Annotated in this window: 24 protein-coding genes; 15 read left to right on the top strand and 9 right to left on the bottom strand. The window is 68.8% G+C overall.

Annotation, left to right across the window (positions count from 1 at the left end; genetic code table 11):
- Nucleotides 1–69 precede the first annotated feature (69 nt).
- The 8 genes from EV384_RS27630 to EV384_RS27595 all read left to right on the top strand — a co-directional run bounded on the left by EV384_RS27630 (nucleotide 70) and on the right by EV384_RS27595 (nucleotide 9710).
- Complete coding sequence (locus EV384_RS27630) at nucleotides 70–1071, top strand: aldose 1-epimerase (protein ID WP_130337819.1); 1002 nt, start codon at nucleotides 70–72, stop codon at nucleotides 1069–1071.
- Nucleotides 1068–4550: a glycoside hydrolase family 38 N-terminal domain-containing protein gene (locus tag EV384_RS27625; protein WP_130337817.1), complete on the top strand. Its 3483-nt coding sequence runs from the start codon at nucleotides 1068–1070 to the stop codon at nucleotides 4548–4550. Before EV384_RS27630 ends, EV384_RS27625 begins: the two co-directional genes overlap by 4 nt.
- Nucleotides 4547–4882 carry a hypothetical protein gene (locus EV384_RS35625; RefSeq protein ID WP_207232492.1) on the top strand — a complete coding sequence of 112 codons (336 nt, stop codon included), beginning with the start codon at nucleotides 4547–4549 and terminating at the stop codon, nucleotides 4880–4882. The genes EV384_RS27625 and EV384_RS35625 overlap by 4 nt, the downstream gene beginning before the upstream one ends.
- 96 nt (nucleotides 4883–4978) lie before the next feature.
- Nucleotides 4979–5809, top strand: a complete 831-nt coding sequence (locus EV384_RS27615; RefSeq protein WP_242624331.1) for an SDR family NAD(P)-dependent oxidoreductase — start codon at nucleotides 4979–4981, stop codon at nucleotides 5807–5809.
- A 127-nt stretch (nucleotides 5810–5936) separates the two neighbouring features.
- Complete coding sequence (locus EV384_RS27610) at nucleotides 5937–6743, top strand: SMP-30/gluconolactonase/LRE family protein (protein WP_165440094.1); 807 nt, start codon at nucleotides 5937–5939, stop codon at nucleotides 6741–6743.
- Nucleotides 6740–7792, top strand: coding sequence for a mannonate dehydratase (locus tag EV384_RS27605; protein WP_130337813.1), 1053 nt, complete (start codon nucleotides 6740–6742; stop codon nucleotides 7790–7792). The genes EV384_RS27610 and EV384_RS27605 overlap by 4 nt, the downstream gene beginning before the upstream one ends.
- Nucleotides 7792–8643, top strand: coding sequence for a fumarylacetoacetate hydrolase family protein (locus EV384_RS27600; protein ID WP_130337811.1), 852 nt, complete (start codon nucleotides 7792–7794; stop codon nucleotides 8641–8643). The genes EV384_RS27605 and EV384_RS27600 overlap by 1 nt, the downstream gene beginning before the upstream one ends.
- A gap of 338 nt (nucleotides 8644–8981) precedes the next feature.
- Nucleotides 8982–9710, top strand: a complete 729-nt coding sequence (locus EV384_RS27595) for an SDR family NAD(P)-dependent oxidoreductase (protein WP_341273644.1) — start codon at nucleotides 8982–8984, stop codon at nucleotides 9708–9710.
- A gap of 176 nt (nucleotides 9711–9886) precedes the next feature.
- Here EV384_RS27595 and EV384_RS35135 read toward each other — a convergent pair whose 3' ends face one another.
- Both EV384_RS35135 and EV384_RS27585 read right to left on the bottom strand, forming a co-directional pair.
- Nucleotides 9887–10456: a hypothetical protein gene (locus EV384_RS35135; protein WP_165440093.1), complete on the bottom strand. Its 570-nt coding sequence runs from the start codon at nucleotides 10454–10456 to the stop codon at nucleotides 9887–9889.
- The gene (locus EV384_RS27585) at nucleotides 10453–10941 is read right to left on the bottom strand and encodes a recombinase family protein (protein WP_130337805.1); all 489 of its coding nucleotides are present in this window, start codon (nucleotides 10939–10941) and stop codon (nucleotides 10453–10455) included. The genes EV384_RS35135 and EV384_RS27585 overlap by 4 nt, the downstream gene beginning before the upstream one ends.
- Before the next feature lie 119 nt (nucleotides 10942–11060).
- On the opposite strand from EV384_RS27585, the gene EV384_RS27580 reads away from it, so the two are divergent.
- Nucleotides 11061–11840 (top strand): transposase family protein, encoded by a 780-nt coding sequence (locus EV384_RS27580; RefSeq protein ID WP_130340857.1) that lies wholly within the window; start codon nucleotides 11061–11063, stop codon nucleotides 11838–11840.
- 50 nt (nucleotides 11841–11890) lie between these two features.
- On the opposite strand, the gene EV384_RS27575 is transcribed toward EV384_RS27580, so the two are convergent.
- From EV384_RS27575 to EV384_RS27565, 3 genes are all read right to left on the bottom strand, one after another.
- Nucleotides 11891–12394: an NUDIX hydrolase gene (locus EV384_RS27575; protein ID WP_130337803.1), complete on the bottom strand. Its 504-nt coding sequence runs from the start codon at nucleotides 12392–12394 to the stop codon at nucleotides 11891–11893.
- A 72-nt stretch (nucleotides 12395–12466) separates the two neighbouring features.
- A complete protein-coding gene (locus EV384_RS27570) occupies nucleotides 12467–12649 on the bottom strand; it encodes a hypothetical protein (protein WP_130337801.1) in 183 nt (60 codons plus the stop codon).
- A 21-nt stretch (nucleotides 12650–12670) separates the two neighbouring features.
- Complete coding sequence (locus EV384_RS27565; protein ID WP_130337799.1) at nucleotides 12671–12910, bottom strand: hypothetical protein; 240 nt, start codon at nucleotides 12908–12910, stop codon at nucleotides 12671–12673.
- Nucleotides 12911–13872: 962 nt separating this feature from the next.
- Here EV384_RS27565 and EV384_RS27560 point away from each other — a divergent pair.
- On the top strand, nucleotides 13873–14211 hold the full coding sequence (locus EV384_RS27560) for an AbrB/MazE/SpoVT family DNA-binding domain-containing protein (protein ID WP_242624330.1): 339 nt from the start codon (nucleotides 13873–13875) through the stop codon (nucleotides 14209–14211).
- Nucleotides 14208–15227, top strand: coding sequence for a tyrosine-type recombinase/integrase (locus EV384_RS27555; protein ID WP_130337797.1), 1020 nt, complete (start codon nucleotides 14208–14210; stop codon nucleotides 15225–15227). The genes EV384_RS27560 and EV384_RS27555 overlap by 4 nt, the downstream gene beginning before the upstream one ends.
- Nucleotides 15228–15383: 156 nt before the next feature.
- On the opposite strand, the gene EV384_RS27550 is transcribed toward EV384_RS27555, so the two are convergent.
- Nucleotides 15384–15689, bottom strand: a complete 306-nt coding sequence (locus tag EV384_RS27550) for a hypothetical protein (RefSeq protein ID WP_130337795.1) — start codon at nucleotides 15687–15689, stop codon at nucleotides 15384–15386.
- A 270-nt stretch (nucleotides 15690–15959) separates the two neighbouring features.
- A complete protein-coding gene (locus EV384_RS36505; protein ID WP_242624329.1) occupies nucleotides 15960–17063 on the bottom strand; it encodes a hypothetical protein in 1104 nt (367 codons plus the stop codon).
- 492 nt (nucleotides 17064–17555) lie between these two features.
- Between EV384_RS36505 and EV384_RS27540 the strand changes: the two genes are divergently transcribed.
- Nucleotides 17556–18887 carry an MFS transporter gene (locus EV384_RS27540; protein WP_130337793.1) on the top strand — a complete coding sequence of 444 codons (1332 nt, stop codon included), beginning with the start codon at nucleotides 17556–17558 and terminating at the stop codon, nucleotides 18885–18887.
- An 8-nt stretch (nucleotides 18888–18895) separates the two neighbouring features.
- On the opposite strand, the gene EV384_RS27535 is transcribed toward EV384_RS27540, so the two are convergent.
- Nucleotides 18896–19645 (bottom strand): Mu transposase C-terminal domain-containing protein, encoded by a 750-nt coding sequence (locus EV384_RS27535; protein WP_242624328.1) that lies wholly within the window; start codon nucleotides 19643–19645, stop codon nucleotides 18896–18898.
- A 189-nt stretch (nucleotides 19646–19834) separates the two neighbouring features.
- Between EV384_RS27535 and EV384_RS27530 the strand changes: the two genes are divergently transcribed.
- The 3 genes from EV384_RS27530 to EV384_RS27520 all read left to right on the top strand — a co-directional run bounded on the left by EV384_RS27530 (nucleotide 19835) and on the right by EV384_RS27520 (nucleotide 22094).
- Nucleotides 19835–20131, top strand: a complete 297-nt coding sequence (locus EV384_RS27530; protein ID WP_130337791.1) for a hypothetical protein — start codon at nucleotides 19835–19837, stop codon at nucleotides 20129–20131.
- A 74-nt stretch (nucleotides 20132–20205) separates the two neighbouring features.
- Nucleotides 20206–21338 (top strand): IS3 family transposase gene (locus EV384_RS27525; RefSeq protein ID WP_130337785.1). Its coding sequence is split into 2 segments (ribosomal slippage): nucleotides 20206–20470 and nucleotides 20470–21338, totalling 1134 coding nucleotides; the frame shifts between segments, so codons are not numbered across the junction.
- 255 nt (nucleotides 21339–21593) lie between these two features.
- Nucleotides 21594–22094: a hypothetical protein gene (locus EV384_RS27520; RefSeq protein WP_130337789.1), complete on the top strand. Its 501-nt coding sequence runs from the start codon at nucleotides 21594–21596 to the stop codon at nucleotides 22092–22094.
- Nucleotides 22095–22438: 344 nt separating this feature from the next.
- Here the strand turns inward: EV384_RS27520 and EV384_RS27515 are convergent, their stop codons facing one another.
- Nucleotides 22439–22729, bottom strand: coding sequence for a hypothetical protein (locus tag EV384_RS27515; protein WP_130337787.1), 291 nt, complete (start codon nucleotides 22727–22729; stop codon nucleotides 22439–22441).
- Nucleotides 22730–22962: the final 233 nt, after the last annotated feature.

Genomic DNA, 22962 nt, shown 5'->3' with positions numbered 1-22962 from the left:
AGACAACGTTGTCGGAGCGGGTTACGGTGACCGCCCAAGAGCCAGCAGCGGACGGCAGGAGGCGCGACGGTGAAACAGCTCGACGTCGTGGAACGGCGCGGGTGGGAGGTCGTCCGGCTCGGCTCTGATCTGCTGTCCGCCGAGGTCCTGCCCGGCAAGGGTGGCGATGTCCTGTCGCTGCAGTGGCTTGGCACGGCCACCGAGTTGCTGTGGCAGTCGCCATGGGGGCTGCGCGCTCGCGGCGCCGTCACCACGAGCGAGGACGACGTGGCCCGACTGATCGAGGCGTACCCGGGCGGCTGGCAGACCGTTTTCCCGAACGGCGGCGACGCGGTCACCGAACACGGCGTCGCCTGGGGCATGCACGGCGAGGCTTGGCTGACACCGTTCGACTGGACGCCCGTAAACGACGCCGGTGGCGGCTGCGGCGTCGAGATGCGCGCCCGGCTCGTACGCAGCCCATTCGAGATCGTCAAGCGGGTCGTCCTGGACGCTGCCCGGTTGAGCGTCAGCGAAACCATCACGAACGTCGGCTGCGAACCCATTGAGGCGATGTGGAGCCAGCACCCTGCCTTCGGGGCGCCGCTGATCGGGCCCGACACGCTCGTCGAGACGACCGCCGGCACGTTCGTGGTCGATGACCAGCGCGACACGCCGAGTGCCGACCTCGCTCTCGGCGTCCGCGCCACGTGGCCCCACGTCCCCGGCCGGGGCGGCGGGACCGTCGACCTGACCCGCATCCCGGCACCCGACGCGGGCGTCGATCGGATGGGCTACCTCACCGACTTCACCCGCGGTCACGCGGCGATCCGCAACTCGCGCCTGGGTCTCGCCGTCGAGCTGGACTGGGACGCGGCGACCCTGCCGCACGCCTGGTACTGGCTGGAGGCGGGGGGCAGTGCGGGCTTCCCGTGGTATCGCAGCGCCTATGTGCTGGCAATCGAGCCGGCAACGAGCTTCCCCGGCCGGGGCATCGCCGCCGTACGGGCCAACACGGGCACCCAGATCCTCTTCGCCCCCGGCGAGACACGGACCGCGTCCGTCGCCGTCACCGTGGCGGAGCCGGCGTGAGCAGGCAACTGTGGCAGATCGGCGACCCGGCTGCCGGCCCACGCCAGTTCGCCGACCACTGGTACGCCGGCACCGACGCGCGACCGTCGCCGTACTCGCCAGTGGACAGACCGGACCCGGCCGAGCGAGGTCCCGTCTTCGAGATCGGCCGCAGCGACGCCTCGACGCACTGGCCGGCGGTGCAGCCGGGCCCACTTGACGCCGGACACGGCTGGCGGCCCGCGGACGCGACGATCCGGTTCGACGCTCCGGCCGGCTCGGAGGAACTCTGGCATGACCTGCACCTGCACGCGCTGGCCAGCCACGGCCCCTGCCCGGATCTCATCGTCACGGTCAACGGCCGGCGCGGTCTGGTGCTGCTCGACCCGGTACGCGACGACCGGGCCCACGCGCCGATGCCGCCGTCGCCGATTTCGGGGCCGATCGACCGGGTCGTTCCGCTGCGGCCCGGGCTCATCCGGGCCGGCCGGAACGAGATCATCCTGACCACGCACTGCCCGGAGGAGGTCGAGCCCGACCTCACGAAGACGCAGCCGCACCTGCCGCACCTGGGCGTGTGGTTCGGTAGCGCACTGTCCTGGCGGGGACTCTCGCTCGCGGCCGGCACCACACCGGCCGAGCCGACGTTGCGGCTTCGCCCCACCCCGCTGTACGTCGAACGCGACGGCGACCTCTTCGAGCTGGTCGACCTGGACCTGACAGCCCCGCACGGGTTCGCCGTGGGCACCGCCGCCCTGCGGGTCGGCTCGCACGAGCTGGCGTCTCCTGTGGCCGGCGTCGACTTCGGCGACGCCCGGATCAGGTTCGCGGTGCCGGCCCGCTCCGACACAGAGACCGAGACCGACGCCCACGCCGCGCTCGACCTCGACGGCCGCCGCGTCGAGCTGCCCCGGACGCCGTTCCGCCCCGCACGGCGCTGGACGCTGCATCTGATCCCTCACGTGCACCTGGACATCGGGTACACCGACAACCAGGCGAAGGTCATCGAGCTGCACAACCGCAACATCGATCGGGTGACCGGCATCCTGCGCCGCACACCCGACTATGCGTTCACGGTCGACGGCAGCATGATCCTGGAGACCTTCCTGCGGTCCCGTACCGAGGCGCCCACAACCGCGGCACTCGAGGCGATCCGCGCAGGTCAGGTCGGCGTCAACGCGTTCTACGCCCTGTTCCTCGCCGGCGTGGCGAGCCTCGAGGAGTGTTATCGAGCGGCCTACCTCGCCGCCCAGCTCGGCCGTGACCTGGGCCTTCCGATACGCACGGCCAACCTCACCGACGTACCGTCGTACCCACAGGCGATCCCGTCGATCGTCTCCGCGCTGGGGCTGACCGGCTTCTTCGGCATCGCCAACCACACCCGCGGCGGGAACCCGGATAGCGACACCCTGCACCTGCTCTCGCCGGTTCGCTGGCGCGGCCCGGACGGCGCCGAGGTGGTCGCGTACTTCTCCGACTCGTACTCGCAACTGCGCTTCATGTGCGCGGACCCGCCGTCGCTCGCGGGCATGTCCGCGTCGCTTCCGCGCTACGCGGCCCGTTACGACCGACCCGACTATGCCCCGCACGACCTGCCGATCGTCGGCACGCACGCCGACAACGAGGACGTGGCCGACGGTTACGCCGATCTGGTCGGGCGATGGAATGCCCGGTACGCCTATCCCAGACTGCGCTTCAGCACCATCGCCGACTACCTCGATGCCATTCGCCCGCTCGCAGACCGGCTGCCGGTGCTCGAGGGCGACGGCGGCAGCTACTGGGAGGACGGCGTCGGCACGCAGGCCGCGGCGATCGCCCGCTATCGCCGCGCGCAAGCCCTCATGCCCGCGGCCGAGGCAATGTCCGCGCTGGTCGCGACGGCAGATCCGACGGTACGCCCAGACGTGTCCACCCTCGACGAGGGCTGGCGCCGGTTGCTGCTCGGCTGCGAGCACACCTGGACCGCGGCCCATGCGACCATCCGCCCGCACTCGGCAGATGTGATCGACCAGCGCGACTGGAAGATCGGCCAAATTGACGAAGGGCTGCGCATCGCGACCGACGAGGCCCGGCGAGCACTGTCCCAACTGGCCGAGCTCGTGCCGACGGAGGGCCCGGCGCTGGTGGTCGCGAACCCGGCCAGCTTCGCGCGGAACGTTGAGATCGAGGTGGAGTTGGCCGCCGACGAGCGCGTCGAGACGCTCGATGGCACCGCGCTACCCGCGATCCGGCTCGGCTCTGCGCCCGGGGTCGTCCGGGTGCGCACCGGCCCGCTGCCCGGCTTCGGTTATGCGACGTACGCCGTGCGTCGTGACACTGCGCCATCCCGTGAGGCCACCGCCCGCTCCGTGCCGTCCTCTCTGGATACACCGCGCTACCGGGTCGCATTCGACCCGGACACCGGCCGGCCGACCAGTCTGCGGCATCACCGACTCGACCGGGAGCTGCTCGACCCGAGCCATGGCTGGGCGCTCGGCGACGTGCTACACGTGACCGGTGGCGGCACCGCCAGCGGGCGTGGGCTGGGCGACGAAGCTACCTCCCTCAACGACATCGACCCGGCACTGCCCTCACCACAGCTGACGGTCAACGCGGCGGCGATGCAGGCCGAGGGCGCCCGCCGTCTGCCCTGGGGCTGGGAGATCAGCGCGGTCGGCGCTGCGCCGAGCCTGCCCGTGGTGCGTACGACGCTGCGACTGCACGACGACACCGACCGCATTGACCTCACCGTCACCCTGGTCAAGGAGGCCGAGCTGGCGAAGGAGTCGGTGTACGTCGCGTTCCCGTTCGCCGTGCCCGACCCGATCGTGCGGTACGACCGGCAGCAGGGCTGGGTCGACCCCGTCCGCGATCACCAGCCCGGCGCGTGCAATGAGTGGTTCACGGCCCAGGACGCCGTCACTGTCGCCGGCCCAGACCTCTGCGTGGCCTGGGCAAGCGCCGACGCGCCGCTGTTCACCCTCGGCGACATCGTGCGTGGTCGCTGGCCACGCACCGCCACCCCGAGCGGCATGGTCCTCTCCTGGGTCATGAACAACTACTGGTGGACAAACACGCCGGCCAGCCAGGACGGCACAGTCATCCTGCGATACGCGTTCACCCCGCTGTCCACGTACGACCCGGTTGCCGCCTGGCGACTGGGCCGCGACCTGCGCGCGCCGATGTTGACCAACCTGGTCACGTGGCTGGACAAGGGTGCTAGCACACCACGACGGCCCGCCGCCGGCACCCTTCTCGACGCCGCCCTGCCATCCAACGTGGATGCCTCGGTCTTCGCCGGTCGCCGGGCGAGCGGCATCGTGGTCCGGCTCCGCGAGCTCGCCGGTACCGCCGCCACCGCGTCGGTCCGGCACCCGCACACCGGCCCAGGAGCCGTCGCGCTGCGCTGCACCGCGACCGAAGAACCGGTCGAGTCGCTACCCGTCCGTGCGGACGGCACCGTAGTCGTCACCCTGCGCCCGTACGAAGTCGTCACCGTCGCGCTGAAGGAGCCGGCGTGAACTACCGCCTCAACCGCCTGTTCAACCCCGCCTCTGGCCGCTGCCTGGACGTGGCCGTGGACCACGGCTTCTTCGGCGAGCCGTCGTTCCTCACCGGCATCGAGGACATGCCCGCGGCGATCGAGACCCTCGTGGCTGCCGCACCGGACGCCATCCAGCTGACGCCCGGGCTGGCGCCCCTGCTGCAGTCGCGGCGATGTCGACCCGGATGCGCCGGCCTGGTGGCCGCGCGCGCGAAGACCGGCACGCAGATACGGGTCGAGCCGGGTGAGTCTCGAAGCAGCGCACTCACCCTCACGGTGACCGCCGACGGAAACGGACGTCGCGACTGATTGAAAGGTGCCATGTCCGCCCACCGACTGGTCCGGTGACCACTTTCCAGGGCGGTCGTGGACGGGGGATAACCGCCGAACGACGAGGAGGACGGCATGGGTGAACGGATGGAGGATGGCGACATGGTGTACGCCAGCGACCTTGCCGGCAAGGTAGCGGTCGTGGTGGGCGGGTCTACCGGCATCGGCGCCGCGACTGCGCTGCGGCTAGCGAGCGCCGGCGCGGCGGTCGTCATCGGCGGGCACGAGGCCGATGATGTGAAGGCTGTCGTGGACCGGCTGGGCGCCCAGGGGGCCGTGGTGGACGGCGACGTGGGCGACGTGCGCAACGATGACGACATGGCCCGGTTGTGCGCTACCGCAGCGGACCGGTTCGGCGGGCTGGACGTGTTGGTGTACTGCGCGGGCATCCAGCGGTACGGCACCGTCGTAGACACCACCGCCTCCGGGTTCGACGAGGTCATCGCCGTTAACCTACGCGGCCTGTACCTCGCCGCGCACCACGCCGTACCCAGGATGCGGGAGCGGGGGGGCGGCGCCATCGTCGCCGTCGCCTCCGTGCAGGCCCACGCGACCCAGAAGGGGGTAGCGGCGTACTCCGCCAGCAAGGGCGGCATCGTCGCACTGACCCGGGCGATGGCCATCGACCACGCGGCCGACTGCATCCGGGTGAATGTGGTGTCACCGGGTTCTGTCGACACGCCGATGCTTCGTCGTTCGGCCCGGCAGTTCGGCAACGGCCGCGCCGAAGATGACGTCCTGCGGGATTGGGGGGCCAGCCACCCGCTGGGCCGGGTCGCCCGCGCCGACGAGGTGGCCGAGGTCATCGCGTTCCTGGCCGGTCCGCGGGCCAGCTTCGTCACCGGCGCGGAGATCCGGGTCGACGGAGGACTGCTCGCCAACCTGGCCGTAGCGCTGCCCGAATGACGATGGGGCTGGAAGTGACAGTAGACGAGCCGGTGGCCGGGTCGAGCCGGACCTTCAACACCTTCGGACGGGAGTCATGACCACTGACGTACGGATCCATTTCGACGGTCTGTTCACCGAACCGCGGTTGGACCACGCGGAGGGTGTGGCAGTAGCCCCGGACGGGACGGTGTGGTGCGGCGGCGAGCAAGGCCAGATCTACCGCCTGGCAGACGGCCGGTTTGAGCAGGTCGCGTCGACAGGCGGGTTCTGTCTCGGCCTGGCGTTGGACGCCGCGGGACACGTCTTCGTGTGCGACGCGGCCCACGCGGCGGTGATGCGGTTGGACACGGTCACTGGCCAGGTCGACACGTTCGCTGACGGCGTGCCGGGCCACCGCTTCGTCAACCCCAACTATCCGGTGTTCGACACGGCCGGGCGACTGTACGTGTCCGACAGCGGCACGCCGCACGTACCCGGCCCCGGCATCGCCCGCCTCGAGCCGGACGGCGGTGACGTGCTGTGGCATCGCGGGCCGTTCGACTTCGCCAACGGGCTGGCCCTGTCCGCGGACGGCCGCACCCTGTACGTGGCCGAGACCTGGGGTCACCGCGTCACGGCGATCGACATCACCGCCGACGGTGCGCCCGGTGCGCGACGCGTCCTCGCGCGGCTGGGCGAGGCGCTGCCCGACGGGCTTGCGCTGGACACCGACGGCAACCTCTACGTCGCCTGCTACGAGCCCAGCCAGATCCTGGTCGTCGCCCCCGGCGGCGCCGTGTCGGTCCTGGCGCGGGACCCGGGCGCCCACGAGTTGTGCCACCCCACCAACGTGGCATTCCTCGGCAGCACCCTGATCGCGGCCAACCTCGGCCGCTGGCATCTGTCCGCCATCCAGACCGGGGCAACCGGGCTCCCACTGGGCCCGTTCCGTGACAAAGGGACACGGCCATGAGCATGCGCATCGCCCTCGGCCACATCGACACCTACGACGACCGCACCGCCGCGTTCGCCCGACAGCTCGGCTTGACCAGCGTGCAGCTGCACGCCCCCAGCAACCTCCCAAGTGACGCCGGCTACTGGACCTACCCAGACCTGCGGGCGCTACAGGACCGCTGCGCACGCGACGGCCTGACCATCGAAGGGCTGGAGAACGTCCCGGCAGCCCACTTCGACAAGATCCAGCGCGGCGCCGCAGGGCGGGACGAGCAGATCGAAAACTACCAGCGCACGATCCGTAACATGGCCCGGGCCGGGATCTTCCTGCTCGGCTACCACTTCATCACGACCTACGTGTGGCGTACCGACATGCGGGCCGTCGGCCGGGGCGGCGCCCGCGTCACCGCGTTCGACCTCGCCGACGTTGGTGCCGGCAACGCCCTGGCAAGCTACAAGCTGACACCCAGCGAGCCGATCGAACCGCCGATCACCGCCGAGCAGATGTGGGCGAACTACCAGTACTTTCTCGATGCCGTGCTACCAGTCGCCGAAGAGGCCGGCGTGCGGCTCGCCCTGCACCCCGACGACCCGCCGGTCGACGCCCCGCTCGGTGGCGCCGCGCGCATCTTCATCACCCCGGCCGCCCTCAAGGAGGGCCACCGGCGGGCCAACGGCAGCCCGGCGTGGGGCCTCAACCTCTGCCTCGGCACGGTATCCGAGATGGACGGGCACCGCAGCGTCGACGAGGTGATTGACTTCTTCGGTCGTGCGAACGCGATCAGCTACGTCCACTTTCGCGACGTGAACGGCACCGTGCCCGCATTCACGGAGTGCTTCCTCGGCGAGGGGAACCTCGACCCGGCCGCCGTGATGGCCCGACTCGCGTCGGTCGGCTTCGACGGCTTCATCATCGACGACCATACCCCGGCGATGACCGACGATCTCGACACGTGGGGCGATACCTCCTCCGCCGCCTATTGCAGCCGCGGGCGGGCTCACGCGATCGGCTACCTTCAGGGCATCCTCACCGCCTGCGGACGGATGCGCGCCGGACGGGAGAGCTGATGAAGCTGATGCGGGTGGGCCCGGCCGGCCACGAACGCCCGGTGCTCGTCGGTGAGGGCGGCCGGCACCATGACCTGACGCCGATTACGGCGGACCTGGACAGCAGGTTCTTCGCCACGGGCGGTGTGGCGCGGGTTCGCGCCGCCTACCAGTCGGGCCGGCTGCCGGAGGTGGACGTCTCCGGCCTGCGTGTCGGAGCCCCGGTGGCGCGGCCGGGCGTCGTGCTGTGCATCGGGATGAACTACGCCGCGCACGCGGCCGAGTCCGGCGCCGCCCCTCCAGCCGAACCGGTCATCTTCTACAAGGCACCCAACACCGTTGTGGGGCCGTACGACGACGTGGTGATCCCGCGCGGTTCGACGCGAACCGACTGGGAGGTGGAGCTGGCCGTTGTGATCGGCGCTCGCGCCCGCTACCTCGACACACCCGATGATGCGCTGACCTGCGTGGCCGGGTATGCCACATCGAACGACGTGTCCGAGCGGGAATTCCAGCTTGACCGCTCCGGCGGGCAATGGTCCAAGGGCAAGAGCTGCGAGACGTTCAACCCGCTCGGACCGTGGCTGGTCACCCCCGACGAGGTCGGGGACCCGCAGGACCTTCCGCTGCGCAGCTGGGTCAACGGCGAGCCGCGCCAGGATTCCTCCACCAAGGACATGGTGTTCGGGGTGGCGCACCTGGTGTGGCACCTGTCCCAGTTCACCGTGCTGGAGCCAGGCGATGTGATCAACACCGGGACGCCGCAGGGGGTGGCGCTGTCGGGCCGCTTCGGCTACTTACGCCCGGGTGATGTCGTCGAGGTCGAGGTGGCCGGCCTGGGCCGGCAACGCAACACCTGCCGGCAGGCGTGACCACGATGAGCTCGCCACGATCCACCTCGTCGCCTGCGTTTCCTGGCCTCCGCAGAGGTCGGCGGGTCGGACGCGAGGAACCCCGCCCCGGTACCGGTCCGCACACCCGCGGCGGGCGTCGGGCTGCACAGGCGCATCGCGCGCCTGCGCGACCTTTCGTCGACGCGGTGGTGATGGCGACGGCCACTGCGTCGCGCCGGCCGCGCCCGAATGCTCCGCCGGGATCATCTCCGAGGCGCTCGACCGCTTCCGAGATCCATATAACGCCGCGTGGCGATGACCGACACCTCACCGAACCAACGATAGGAGGCCATTAGGTGGGCACAATGGATGGTCTGGTGGCGGTTGTCACCGGCGGCGCATCGGGCATCGGGGCCGCGTGCGTGCGCCGGTGCGTGGATGCCGGCGCGCGGGTGGCCGCGCTGGACCTGACCGCGGGCGACCGGACCGACGACCGAGTGCTGCCCGTGCACGCCGACGTGGCCGACGCCGCGTCTGTCGACGCGGCGCTCGCCCAAGTCGACGCGGCGTTCGGCGGCGTGGACATCGTGGTCAACAACGCGGGCGTCAGCGCCGTCGGCGGTGTCGACGCCAACGACGACGCCGAATGGCATCGGGTGCTCGACATCAACGTCGTCGGGGTCGCCCGGGTCAGCCGGGCGGCCCTGCCGTACCTGCGCCGCAGCCGCCATGCGGCCATCGTGAACATTTCCTCGGTCGTCGCGCGGGCGGGCCTGCCCAACCGGGTCCTGTACTCGGCGACCAAGGGCGCCGTACACGCGATGACGCTGGCCATGGCCGCCGACCTGATCGGCGACGGCATCCGCGTCAACTGCGTGTGCCCCGGCACTGTCGACACCCCGTGGGTCGCCCGGCTGCTCGCCACGTCCGCGGACCCCGACGGGGAGCGGCGCCGGCTGGAGGCGCGGCAGCCGACGGGCCGGCTTGTCACGGCCGAGGAGGTGGCCGACGCCGTGCACTACCTGGCGTCGCCGGCGGCCGCTGCCACGACCGGCTCCGCGCTGGCCGTCGACGGCGGCATGCACGGGCTACGCCTCCCGAGGTGATGGACGAGGGCAGGGGTGTCTGCTCGCGAGCGGCGTTTAGCAAAGCGTGGGTTGGCGGTCTCGGCGGGCCGCGGTGATCCCGCGCTCGGCCGATCTGGCCTCGGTCGGGCCGGTGCGGGTCGTGCTGGAGGCGGTCCCGCTCGGCGAGGCGGCGGACCCGGCCAGGCCTACACCACTCATCCCTCGCGGCCGAGTAGGAACTCACTGGTCAGGTCGAGCTGGCGTGGGGTTTCGGTTCGTGTCCCCCCTCGGACACAAACCGAATCCCAACGGTGCGTGGCAAGATCCACATTTGCCCGCACCGTTTGCGTTTCTGGGTCGTAGGTGAGGCGTAGGCCGAGGGCGCGGTAGACCTCCAGCTTGTGTTCGGGCTCGGCGTCTCGTAGCGCGGTGACGATGGCGCCGAGTTCTTCAACGATGGCGATGATCTCCTCTTCGGTGAGGTGGTCGGTGGCGTCCGGTGCCTCGGCGGCCAGCATGGTCCGCTCGTGGTGCTCGGCGCGTTGCCGTTCGGCCTGTGTTTCGGCGATCCATCCGGCGATGACAGCCGGGTCTGCTCCGGCTTCCAGGGCCGCTCGGTAGCGGGCCAGTTTCGCGTCGCACTCGGCCAGTGTCGGCCCGACTGGCGCCACGGTCGTGACGACGGGCACGTCGGCAGCGGCTTGTTCGAGGAGCTTTGTGATTGTGTGGCGGCGCTGCAGTGGTCCGAGTTCCCCCGCCAGCCACGTGTCCAGCGGCTTGATCAAGGTTTCGTCGCGTGGCCGAGCGCAACGTCGTTGACGTCGAGCAGGACTTTGCCGGTGCGCTGCTTGTTCCAGGTTTGCCGGCCCGTGTATCGCGGGTTGGTCAGGATGACCCGGACCGCGCTCTTGGGCCACGCCAGCCCGCCGCGATGCCGGTTGCGGGTGCGGTCGTATGCCGAGGGGCACGGGATGTCATCCCGGGTGAGGGCTTCGGCGATGGCGAACATGCCGTAGCCGCCGAGGTACATGGCGAAGATGCGCCGCACGACGGGCGAGGTCTGCGGGTCAGGGGTAAGCCCACGCAGGCGCTTGCCGTCGGCCGCCTTCGCCGGGTTCGGGTGCGGCCCGAGATCCTTGAGCATGTACCCGTACGGTGGGCGACCACCGAGGTACCTGCCCTCCAGCAGGGTCTGCGAAGCCATCGCGGTGCGAACCCGAACCTTGACGCGGTTGCGTTCGCCTTTGCTCATCCCGCCGAAGACAGACATGACCAGGTCATGGGCTACTTCGTCGTCCGAACGGCGATTGCCTGCGCGATCAGCACTGCGCTAAGGACGTCTCGTAACCCGGCGTCTGTCCTCTGAGGAGGATCACAGAAGATGTCGTGGTGCAGGTGATCACCTCAGCCCGGCCGGAGTGGATCTTCCCGTTCACCGGTCTGCAGCCCGCCCAGTTCCGCCGGCTGGTCCGGCTGGTCGCCGAGCGTGGCGGGGACGCCATCGCTGACGGCCGGCCAGGCCGGCAGTGGCCCCTCGACCTGCCCGACCGGGTGCTGCTGGTCGCCGCGTACTGGCGCACCAACCTGACTATGCGCCAGATCGGTCCGCTGTTTGGCGTCTCGCACTCCGCCGCGCACCGGGTCATCGACACCCTCGGACCTTTGCTGGCCCTGGCCCCGGTCCGCCGGCGACCGGTCGACCAGATCGCCATCGTTGACGGCACCCTCATCCCCATCCGGGACCACCGCCTGGCCGCGCCGAGCAAGAACTACCGCTACTCGACCAACCTGCAGGTCGCCATCGACGCCAGCACCCGCCTCGTCATCGCCCTCGGCGACCCGCAACCCGGCAACCGCAACGACACCATCGTCTACCGCACCAGCGGCATCGACCAGAAGCTAGCCGGCAGGCCGGTCATGGCCGACGGCGCCTACCGCGGCAACCCCGACGTGATCATCCCCTACCGCAAGCCACGCGACGGCAGCCCGCTGCCGGCCTGGAAGCAGGAGCTGAATGACCAGCACCGCACCGTCCGCGCCCAGGTCGAACACGCCCTGGCCCGCATGAAGACCTGGAAAATCCTGCGTGACTACCGCCGCGCTGCCAGCACATTGACCGACACCGCTTCCGCCATCGCCCACCTGCACAACATCGCCCTCACCGGGTGAGCACCAGTGCGGCCACGGGCAACGCCTTCACCGAGTTACGAGACGTCCTTTTAGAGGCCGAGTTGGACCGGATGCGTCGGCGTGCCTGTGGTGAGAAGCGCCGTCAACGGTGTGGCGAGGTCGCGGGGCGAAAACAGCTCACGGCCGGCGTAGCTGACGATCTCCGAGAGCTGCCACCAGCGGAACGCGGCCAGGTTCTCGGCGGCGAGTTGGTCGTCGGTCAGCTCGCCGCGGGGCTGGAAGTGGCTCGCGCGGATGAGGAAGTAGTCATTGGTGAAGCCGTCGAAGCCGGGCGCGTGGTCGGCGGCGACGATTTCCTGGTGCCAGACGTGCGGTGGGTCCACGGTGATCGTGAGACCTGTCTCCTCGCGAAGTTCGCGACGCAAGGCCGTCAGCGGGTCCTCGCCGGGTTCGATGCCGCCGCCTGGTGCCGTCCACACGGCCTTCGCGTGGCCCGGCACTGCTGGGTGAGGGAAGACGAACCGGCACAACAGTATGCGGTCGTCCTCGTCGAGCACGATCGCACGGACGGACCGGCGCAGGTTCGGCGTCATGGTTCGTCGGACGCGGCGGCGGGGCGAACGATGATCGACATATCCGGAGACTATCAGCCCCTTACTCGGTCTTTATGGCTCGCCGTTGGCGCTGTGCTGGCCAACCTTGTTTCCCTGTCCCAGTTGTGGTTCGGCGATGCGGCGGTCGGCGAAGCGGTTGTTCTCGCGGGCGGCGGCCAGTTTGTCGGCGAGGCTTCGGACCTCGGTTTCCTGATCGCGCACGGTGCGTTTGAGGGCGAGGTTCTCACTGGTCATACGGATCCAGTCCGGCCGAGGCTACGGATCAGATGGCTGTTTGCCAGCCGCGTGCGGATGCATCTCGCGAAGCCAAGCGAGATCAGTGCCCTTGCGCTCCGCTGCGTCCCACAGTTGACGAGCATCGCGACCCAGCGCCCAGCGGCGCACGCACGGCGCGCAGTCAACGACCACGGTGGCCCGCACGGCCAAGCCGACCGTGGCGCGAGGCGTCGAGTACCAGATCAAGCCATCCGTGCCGGGCACGGTCCGATCAGCCATGTCTTAGATCATGCGTGCCGGGTCTGACACGCCTGACCCGCTGGACAAGATCAGGGCTCCTCCGTCCCAGTTTGACGCGCGCCTCGGTAGGGAAGTTTCGCGGACACCTCAATGAAGGAGGCTGTATGGAGACGTCCGCTAGCGTCGGGCGCAGTTATCGACAGCCGACACGTCCATGCGTGGCGGTGCGTGCTGCAGCGCCAACCGCGAGGGGGCGAGCCTAATGGCTCGCGTCGGTCGCTACGGGATCCCAGGGTTCGTGTGGTTCCTTATCTGGCTCGTCGTCTGCATCTTGATCGTCATCCTGTTAGCCCTGCTCATTCACCACTTCGGAGGCGCCTCTCTTTCGCTCAAGCTCGGCCACTTCTACCTGAACATCGGGGTCACCTGACCTGCCAGATCGTCGACACTCCGGCGCCGGTACCGCACCAGGTTTGTTCGCCGTCACCTTCGGCGACGGCTAACACGGCTTGAAGTGCCATGCTGCATCGGCGTACGGCTCGGGATCCGCCGTGGCGGAGTCGGTAGGGATTCCGGCAGCTGAGACTCGAATCCCACGGGCAACCCTCTGACCAGGGCTTCCTGTCCGGTGACCTCTTCGGCGGGGCTCGAAGAGGTCACCGGAGCACCTAGACTTGTGTGATCTTCAAGGTCTTGGCGATCGTCATCGGCGGTGGGGCAATGGTTCGTGTCGCCCCTCGGACACCAAATTGCAGCATCCATGCTGTGTTTCGCGTACTGGTGGTCAAGCACGCTTGACCACGCCAATCTCAGCGCAGCTACTCCCTCGATCGCCCCTGCCTCGATCGGGAGCGATTGTCGTGGCTGATCGTTCCGTGGCTCCCGTCATCCCTCCCGTGAGGCTGGCGGACCGGGAGCCGGGCCACCGTCGGCCACGTGGTGAAGCCCCTCGCCGCCCGCCGTTGCCCCTGCCGGTCCTGCCGACGCCACGCGCCGGCACGATGGTGTACGGCCTGGCTGCCATCGACAGCAGTGGCCGCATCGCCGACCGTGCGGTCATCCGTACCCTCGGATGGAATCCGGGCACACGGCTGCACATCCGCGAGGGCTCCGGAGTGATCGTCGTCCGGCTGGATGGGCAGGGCGTCTTCACCGTCACCGGCCAAGGCCATCTCCACCTGCCGGCGGCTGTCCGGCACTGGTGCGGGCTCACCGCCGGCGACCGGCTGCTGCTGGCCGCCAACCCCGCTGACGGCCTACTGGTGGTGCACCCTCCTGCCGCCCTGGACGCGATGGTCGTGGCGGTTCACGCAGATCTGCTGGGCGGTGGTCAGGCATGAGCGACACCACCGTGGGCCGGGCGGAGCTGGATGCCGCGCGGTTGTTGCTGGCGCGGATGGGGATCTCGCCGGCTGACCTTGTCGAGGCGGCCTCGGAGCGTCCACCCGCACCGACGTTCGCCGAGTACGTTCCGGTGGTAGCGGCAGCGGTCAGCGACGGTACCCGGCGGGCCTACGGCTCGTACTGGACGCGGGTCCTGGAGCAGTGGGAACAGCGACGGCTCGATGAGCCGACACCGTCGGAGATCGAGCAGCTCGCCGAGTACACCAAGACGCACGTGGTGGCCCGGCGTAACGCACGGGGTGGGCGAAGTGCGGCGGAGCATCTGATCGCCGCGTTGCGATGCCTGTACAAGCGGGCCGTCGCCGACGGGTACATCGCCGCGGCGGACAACCCCGCCCTTAAGGTGGCCAAGCCGCGGCGCCTGCCCAGCACCAGACGAGCGGTAGCGGACACCAGGCTGGCAGAGATCAACGCCGTCGCCGCCAGCACGGGCGACGACCCTGCGCTGGACAGCCTGCTGCTGCGGCTGCACACCGAGACGGCGTGCCGCCGGGGCGGTGCGCTTGCCCTACGGCCGATCGACCTAGACCCGGACCAGTGCCTGATCCTGCTACGCGAGAAGGGCGACACAGTGCGATGGCAGCCGGTGTCACCCACGCTGATGAGGCATCTACAGCAGCATGCCGAGGAACGCCAGGCGACGGGAACGGGTCAGCTGCTGCGTTACCGCAACGGGCAGCCGATCACCTACCGGCGCTACGACCACATGTGGGTACGCATCGGTGAGCACCTGCCGTGGGTCTACGTGCAGCAGATCAGCACCCACTGGCTGCGGCACACGACGCTGACGTGGGTCGAGCGGAACTTCGGCTACGCTGTGGCCCGCGCGTACGCCGGTCACTCCGACAGCGGCAGTGACGTTGGCACCACCACTACGTACGTCCGGGCGAGTCTGCAGGAGGTCGCCGCCGCTCTGGCGGCGTTAACCAACGAGCCTCATCCCCTCGCTTGAGCTGGAACCGACCGCGGGTGGGCCTGGGTGGTTACGTTCAGGCCCACCTGCGGGAGCTACTTCGTAACAGCGCCGATGTCTTGCAGGATGGGCCGGCGCTTCCTGCCGGCTGCGCCTGCGACGCAGCCGCTCCAGGCGGCTGCGGTATTGGCTAACCTATTCGCTTGGGGTGCCTTCGCGGGCTTCCTGCTCGTCGTCGACGCCTTTCTCGGCGACCGGGTTCGAGTCCATGGCGGCAGGGTCCTGCTCACGGCCCAAGAGGTGCTTCGAAACAAGCCTCCATGGGTCGAGCTTCCAGAGCCCGACGCCAGCTGCCGCGACGACGGCGCTCGCAGCGACGCCGATCGCCACGCCCTTCTTTACGCCGGCAGCTTCGCCGATGGCTCGGCCGATCTCTTCGCCGATGGCGAGGCCCTCTCCCACGCCCGTGTGGTGGCCAGCGCCCCACGCCGCGTTGCCCATGCCAGTCTCCTCCCGCGTTGCCCATGAATCGCAGCGAAGCCTAGCCGCGGGCTGCCACCTGTTCATCAGTTCTCGACGGGGCCAGCTCGTCGCGGGGCTCCGCGTCGGCCAGGTCGTCGAGCACGGTTGACTCGGCCGCCTGGTCCTCAGCGGCCAGCCACGGCAGCGAGCGACCTGTTGGGGGCTGGTTGGCCGGCCCAGACACTCGGTCGCAACGAGGTACTGCACGAATCCATGATCGCATCCGCCCGTACCGCTGTTTGCACCTACTCATTTGCCGCTGTTCGGGCGTGGTACAGGCCTGTCCGTACTTTCGGCGGCAGGCCACCCGAATTCGATTGGTGCGCTGCGAGGCCATGCCGACCGTGGTGGCGAGCAGCGTGCGGGATGCGGACTGCGCGGCGACCGCGCGGACAACCACAGCTCGGAACCTCTATCGAGCGCCCACGCAAGCTGGCACCGCTCGGCCCTGACATGAGATGCCCAACGCGGCGGTGCTGCATCGGACCGAACCTGCACGACCGGTAGGGGCGCGTATTCGACTGTGGCGGGTTCTCCGACTGGCCCGGGGTCAGGGTGACGGCGTGTGTCGCCAGCGGCGTACTGGCTCCAGGTTCCGCCGGCGTTGGAGACCTGCCGGGTGGCGGTGGTTTGGTGGAAGCCGAGAGCGTCTGCGACGACCGGGGCGGGGGCCTGCAGGACGAGTTGGCGTAGCGCGGCGACGCGGGCTTCCGTGATGGGGAAGCCGAGGTTGCGCAGCCGGTTGTGCAGCGTCTGGTAGGCGATGGGCTGTCCGGCGAGCCGGCCGGGGAACAGTAGAGCCGGCGGTGGCCCGGCGGCGGCGGCGAGCTGCCGTAGGAGCGTGGCGAAGGGCTCGGGGACGGGGGCGGGTGGGTCGCCGAGGTGGATGAGCAGTTCGCCGTCGTGTGAGGTGACGTGGTTGGTGGTGAGGTGCTGGATGCGGCTGAGGGGTTGGGCGTAGAGCAGCAGCAGGCAGGCGGCGGTGCGGGTGCCGACGTCGGCGTGCTTGTCGACGGCGAACCGACGCAGCAGGGCCAGGCGGCGCTGCTGCGTGATGACGACGCCAGGTTTGAAGGTCAGCCGAGTGGTGAGCCGCTTGTTGATCGTGCTGACGGTGATCCGACCGCCGCGCTCCGAGGGCCACAACGCTGGCGAGCCCGCCTCGGGCATCAGTGGCCGGACCTCGGTGGTCCACTGCTGGAGGATGTCTGTGGTCCAGTCCCAGACGGTCAGCACGCTGCGCGGTTTAAGCGGCGAGCCCTTGCGTGCCTTGCCGTAGCGCACCCGACAGATCCCGAAGTCGCCGAACTCGCGGGCGTGAGGGTTGGCACCGAAGTCGACCAGGTCGAGCATGGTCACCTCCCGACGGCGCAGCCAGTGGACACTCAAGATCGATAAACTGATCTTGTCTTCCCGGCCGATCAGCGATTGACGTCAACGCGCTCCCAGCACTCTAGGACGACGGCGGTCTCTTCTTCAGTACGAGTCGTCTCGAAGTGGAACTGGTCCTACATGCGACCGGATGACCGTGAGCCGCGGCCGGTGGGTGAGGACGTTCGTCCAGGCGGAACCAGCTGATGCTCGCCAATAAATCGACGGACACGTAGATCTTCAGTCGCTAGAGTTGGAGCTGTTGCGGAACCGTCTGCCTGGGAATTGAGGAGCACTGATGTCTAATTCATCGGCTGGAGCTTCCATTCGCCCCTTGGCGACCGCAGTCGCAGGCTTGTAACGCCGCGCGTGTAGCGAGCTCAGCCCACATCCCGGTCGCCGGGGCGAGGTGACACGTGTCACCAGCCCTTGGCGCTTTTCGGCGCCTCCGTTCGCCTTTCCGGGAGCTCTGCTGTGTCCGCTCGTCGTTCCTCGATCCACCGTGTCCTTGTCTTTCTCCAACGCCTGATCACTTTTCCGTTCGGCAGGAGAACTCGACGGCTCAGGTCAGCTCCGGCTGCTCCAAACCTTGCTGACGAGACCGTCAGCCGCAATGTTCGCCTGCTGCGTTGGTTCAACTTCCTCGGCGACTTCCGCATGTACGGGCCAATCATGGTCATCTACTTCGCGCAGGTCACCGGCTCGTACACAGCCGCCGCAAGCCTGCTGGCGCTGAAAATGCTGTCCTCCGCGGCGTTCGAAGTCCCCACCGGCGTGCTCTCCGACCGGCTCGGGCGTCGCGGCACGATGATCGCCGGTGCCGTCGTCATGGTGGCCGCCCACCTCGTGTACGCCGGCGCTTCCGGCTACGGCCTCCTCCTGGCAGCTGTTGTGCTGGAGGGATTGGCGGCCTCACTGTGGAGCGGCAACAACGACGCGCTTCTGTACGACACTCTGCTCGGAGCCGACCGGGAGGAGGAGTTCCCCCGGCACTCGGGCCGTGTGAACTCGATGTTCCAGCTCGCGCTCGCGCTGGCGGCAGCCATAGGTGGCGTGGTCGCCGGCGCGTGGTCGCTGCGTGCGGTGGTCGTGCTGTCGGTCGTGCCGCAGGTGCTGTGCGTGCTCGTCGCCTTGCGGGTCCGGGAACCGCGGGTGCACGGCCCGCTGGAATCGAACGTGCTGGTGCATCTCGGATCGGCCCTGCGCGGCATCCGCCGTAATCCGGTGCTCCGCCGGATGACTCTGGTGTCGGCGCTTCGTTACAGCAGCGAAAGCGCGGCTCAGTTGTCGCCTGTTTTCGTGGCAGGGCTGTGGCCGCTCTGGGCGCTGGGCGCGTGGCGCACCTTCGGCCATGGCGTGGCCTTCGTCGGCTTCCGCGTCAGTGGTTGGGTGATCGGCCGGGTGGGAGCGGCCCGCACTCTGCTGTTCGGTGAGCTGCTCGACAACGTGGCGAACTTCGTGGCGCTGGTCAAGCCGACGGTATTTTCGCCCGTGCTACTTGGGTCACCGGCCTACGGCATGTCGACAATCGCCCAGCAGACGTTGCTGCAGCGCGAGTTCACCGATCGGGAACGCGCGACGATGGGTTCGCTCGGGTCGCTGCTCGGCCGCGTGCTGTACGCGCTCGTCGCCGTGGGGGTCGGCCAGGTGGCAGACCGTTGGGGCATCGTCGCGGCGTTGCTCGCGATCCAGGCAGTGGTCCTGGTCGCACTTCCGCTCGCCTGGTCGGTGCACGCACACGCTCTCCGACCGTCCACTTGCCCCGACGCCCCTTTGGCCGGAACGACGCCAGGAGAGACGGCATGAGCGCCTTCTCAGCCCCGGCGAGGCCTGCGGTAGACGTCAGAGTGCTGCAGGGCGAAATCGAGTCGGGGTTCGGCCTCCGCTGCTCGGTTCCCTTCATTTTCACCGTTCGGCTTCGATCTCGGCGTCGAACACCCCGAACGGGATGACCTCGGCATCCGAGCGGTCGGGCTCGTCGACGGCCGCCGCAACCGCGGGTTCGGGCAGGGCCGGGCGGTGGCTGATCTCCCGGCGCGGGTCCGTGCGGTGATCCGGGTGCTGGCCCGGTTCGGGCCGTGCTCGGCTCGAGTGAGCAACTCGTCGAGGACCCGGGCGACGTCGGTTTCGGTGGCACCCGTGCCAGCCAGCCGGCGGGCGTGACGCCAGGTGAAGTCGGCGAACGGCGCGGACACCATCGGCAGGTGCGTCCAGGCGGCGGTGATCCAGCCGTCCGGGGTGCGCAAATGGACCTGGGAGACGTCGTAGGGGTCGTAGTGAACCTCCCACCGGTCCCGCTTGGCGATCACCCCGGAGTGCTGGTGCCGGTAAGGGCCGAGCTCGGCGGTGTTATAGGTGCTGTTGCCGATCTGGATGCCCTCGTCGGTGATGCGCCGCCACTCGACCGGCAGCACACCAACCCGGTCCCTCGGCCCGAAGGCCGGAACCGCCATGACACGCCCACAGGCGAAGCGCCCGTTGCGCAGCGGCAGAGCCCAGTACTGCCCTGCTCGGAGATGCCGGTTGGATCTCGGCGCGAACGGGTAGCGGCTCGGGTCTGTCATCAGCGCATTATGGCGGTCGCCAGTACAGCCATCCGTACAGCCAAGCCGGCGGACGGACACGAATGAGGGGCGGCGATAACCGACACGACGAGCAGGCCAACCGCGCTAGCCGACGCCGGCCGACAGCAGTCTTTATCTTTGCAAGACCGAGGTCACCTATGATCCGGTGACCACACCGGAGGAGGCCAGATGGAGCAATGGCGCTTCGTGGCCGCCGTCATGATGAGCATGACTGTGGGCCTCGTAGGTATCGCCCTGGCTACCAACTTTCGTGGCGTGACGGAGTGGCACGTGCGGCGGTCAATGACCACCGCGAGCGTTCTACGGCGAGTTCCGCCGTGGCGCTGGCTACCAGATGTCCAGTACGACAAGCGTCTGGCGCGCTTCGTCCTGCTGGAACGGGTGATTGGCGTGATCTTCGCTGCGGTCGGCGTCATGTTCTTGATCGTTTTTGCCTACGGCATATTGTCCGGTGAGCCGATGTGACTGGGTCCCGGTGAAGTGGTCCACCTGTTGTGAGAGCCCGATGCCCCATGATGGGGTTGGGAGGGATCATCACGATGGGTACCCGACGGCGGCACACGCCGGAGCAGATCATTCGCAAGCTTCGGGAGGGCGAGAAGCTGATCGGGCAGGGTTCCGTCTTGCCCGAGGTGTGTAAGCAGCTGGAGGTTTCCGAGGCGACCTGGCATCGGTGGGTGGCGCAGTACGGCGGGATGAAAGCCGATGACGCCAAACGGCTGAAGGACCTGGAGCGGGAGAACGCCCGGCTGAAGAAGATCGTCGCTGAGCAGCTGTTGGACATCGACATGCTCAAGGAGCTGAACCGGGGAAACTGGTGAGTCCGGAGCGCCGCCGCCGCGCCGTGACCGTGTTGCAGCAGCGCTTCGGAGTGTCCCAACGACGTGCGTGTCGGCTGGTCGGGCAGCACCGGTCGGCGCAACGCCGGCCGGCGCCGGCTCGTCGTGACGCTGATGAGGTGCTTCGGGCGCGGCTGCGGCAGATCTCCGCGCAGTATCCGCGGTGGGGGTGGCGTAAGGCCCACGCGATCGCCGCCCGCGAGGGCCTGGTGGTCAACCGGAAACGCACCCGCCGGCTGTGGCTCGACGAGGGCCTGAAACGCCCGCCCAGGGTGCGCAAGAAGCGGCGGGCCGGACCGGGCCGTCATCAGCGGATGCGCGCGACCCGGCCGGATCAGATGTGGGCGTTGGACTTCCAGGTCGACGTCACCGCCAACGGCAGGCAGGTGCGGTTCCTCAACATCGTCGACGAGTACACCCGCCAAGCCCTGGCCACCCGCGCGGCCCGCTCCTTCACCGCGGACGCCACGGTCGCTGTCCTCGACGAGTTGATCGCACGGTTGGGCAGACGGCCGGAGCACATCCGCATGGACAACGGTCCCGAGCTGACCGCCCACACGCTGACCGACTGGTGCCGTTACACCGGCGTCGACCCCGCCTACATCGACCCCGCATCACCGTGGCAGAACGGGATCTGCGAATCGTTCAACGGCCGATTCCGCGACGAATTCCTCACCTGCGAACAGTTCGACACCCTGCTGGAGGTTCAGGTACTGGCCGAGGACTGGCGCATCGAGTACAACACCTACAGACCCCACGGCTCGCTCGCCTGGCTCACCCCAGACGCCTACCGCCAGCAGTGGATCACCAACCGGCAACCAACGCTCTCATAGCCGGTGGACCACCAACCGGGGCCCAGTCAGATGCCTTCGAGCCGATGAGGTAGCCGCCGCGGGCGTCCGGATCTGGCAGGCGAGCGGTCCGCATCCAGTCCGCAAGAGGTCGGCGGACGGCGGGGGAGTGGTGTGAGATGTCGAGAGGCATTTCCGCTGCTAGACCCCCATGCGCCCAGGTCGTCGGCGCTGACAATTTGACCTCGTAATGCGTAAGTCGGCGGGACAAGTGCCCAGCGAAGTAGGTTGTGTCGCGTGAATGATCCGGTCGCTGCGGCCGAGCTCGTCCGTGACCTCATCGGCCGGAGGCTGCTCGCGGTGAGCGAGGCGCGTTACTGGCACGAGGGACAGCGCGACGACGACGCGGCAAGCCTGCTGGACTTCTGGCTGCACTTCGAGGGCAAGCCGGCGTTGATGGCTCACGGCCGCGGCGAGCACCTTAGCTTGGAACGTGTCGACCCCTACCCGTCGTACGAGATGCAGGAGTGCGGCGAGACGAGAGTGGGCCCCGCACGGGAGCCGGACCTGCTGGCCTCGTTTGTTGGGCAGCGACTGCTCGATGCTTCTCTCATCCACGGCTACACAACAGAGCTATCGGTCGGCGGTCTCCGAATGCGGTTCGAACACGACGACCTGGTGGTGGCTTCGCTTGGTGATCAGTGGGTGGTCCGGCGAGGAACGGTCCCGAGCGACCTCCGCCGGTACCTCACTGGCGGGCCATGGCTTGGCGGCGCCGAGGATCGACAGCAACGGTGACAGCAACCTGGCCGCACGAGGACGCCCGCTAGAGGACGAGTGCGGACAATCGTCCGAGGTCGCAAACGAGGACAGACGACGCGGGACGACCCGCACAGAGCTTGTAAGCGAGAAGTCGCACCGGCAGCGACCGCCACGCCGAGTCAGCAGAGAGTCAGCAAACCGCTCGCCGCGCAACGATGACGGCTGGAAGGGGTGGCACGGCCCCGGTGCGTGAGAGCAGGAGACGACGTCGGTTGACACCAGCCGGCAACGCCGACCAGGCTCCCCCCGACGGGGGTCCTTCCGAGTAGAGGCGGAGGGCTTACAGACGACCGCGGACGCGTCGAGTTCCCGGAAAATGATCAACGGACGCGGGCGCGCAGGACGAAGCTCACGGCGATTATTCCCAGACTCAGGGCAATGTAGAGGATCACCAGAGCTCGGCCGCGCCGTCGCTGCCGCACCGGTTCCGAGCCGGTCCGGTCGGAGTTGCGGGCAACGGCGGAGGCCAACCGCTCGAAACCGGCTACCTCCCCGGCTGGCGTCAACCAACTTGTTTCCTCCACCTCCGGCAACGGCGGCGGATCGGAGACGTCATGTGTCTCGTACCGAGGTTCGATCCGCGGCGGCAGCTGGCGGAACCGGTTGTCCATGCCACCACTGTCGCAGACGCCGCCAAGGCAACCCCGGGTCAAGGGCTATCGCCGTACAGCACGGAAGTACAGCCGCGAGCCGGACTTGAAACCCCAGACCGGCCGGCCGAGGCTCCCCACCTTTGTACCGAGCGGTCAAGTGACCGACTCGCCGGCAATCCGTAGGTGCAGGACCGGTATGCGCGGCTGAGGCTCTGGCCACTCTCGGAAGAAGCAAGGAGCAGCGAACGTGC

The sequence above is a fragment of the Micromonospora kangleipakensis genome, from assembly GCF_004217615.1.
Classification (GTDB): domain Bacteria; phylum Actinomycetota; class Actinomycetes; order Mycobacteriales; family Micromonosporaceae; genus Micromonospora; species Micromonospora kangleipakensis.
Note: the sequence above shows the minus strand (reverse complement) of the source record. Positions and strands in the feature narration are given on the sequence as shown.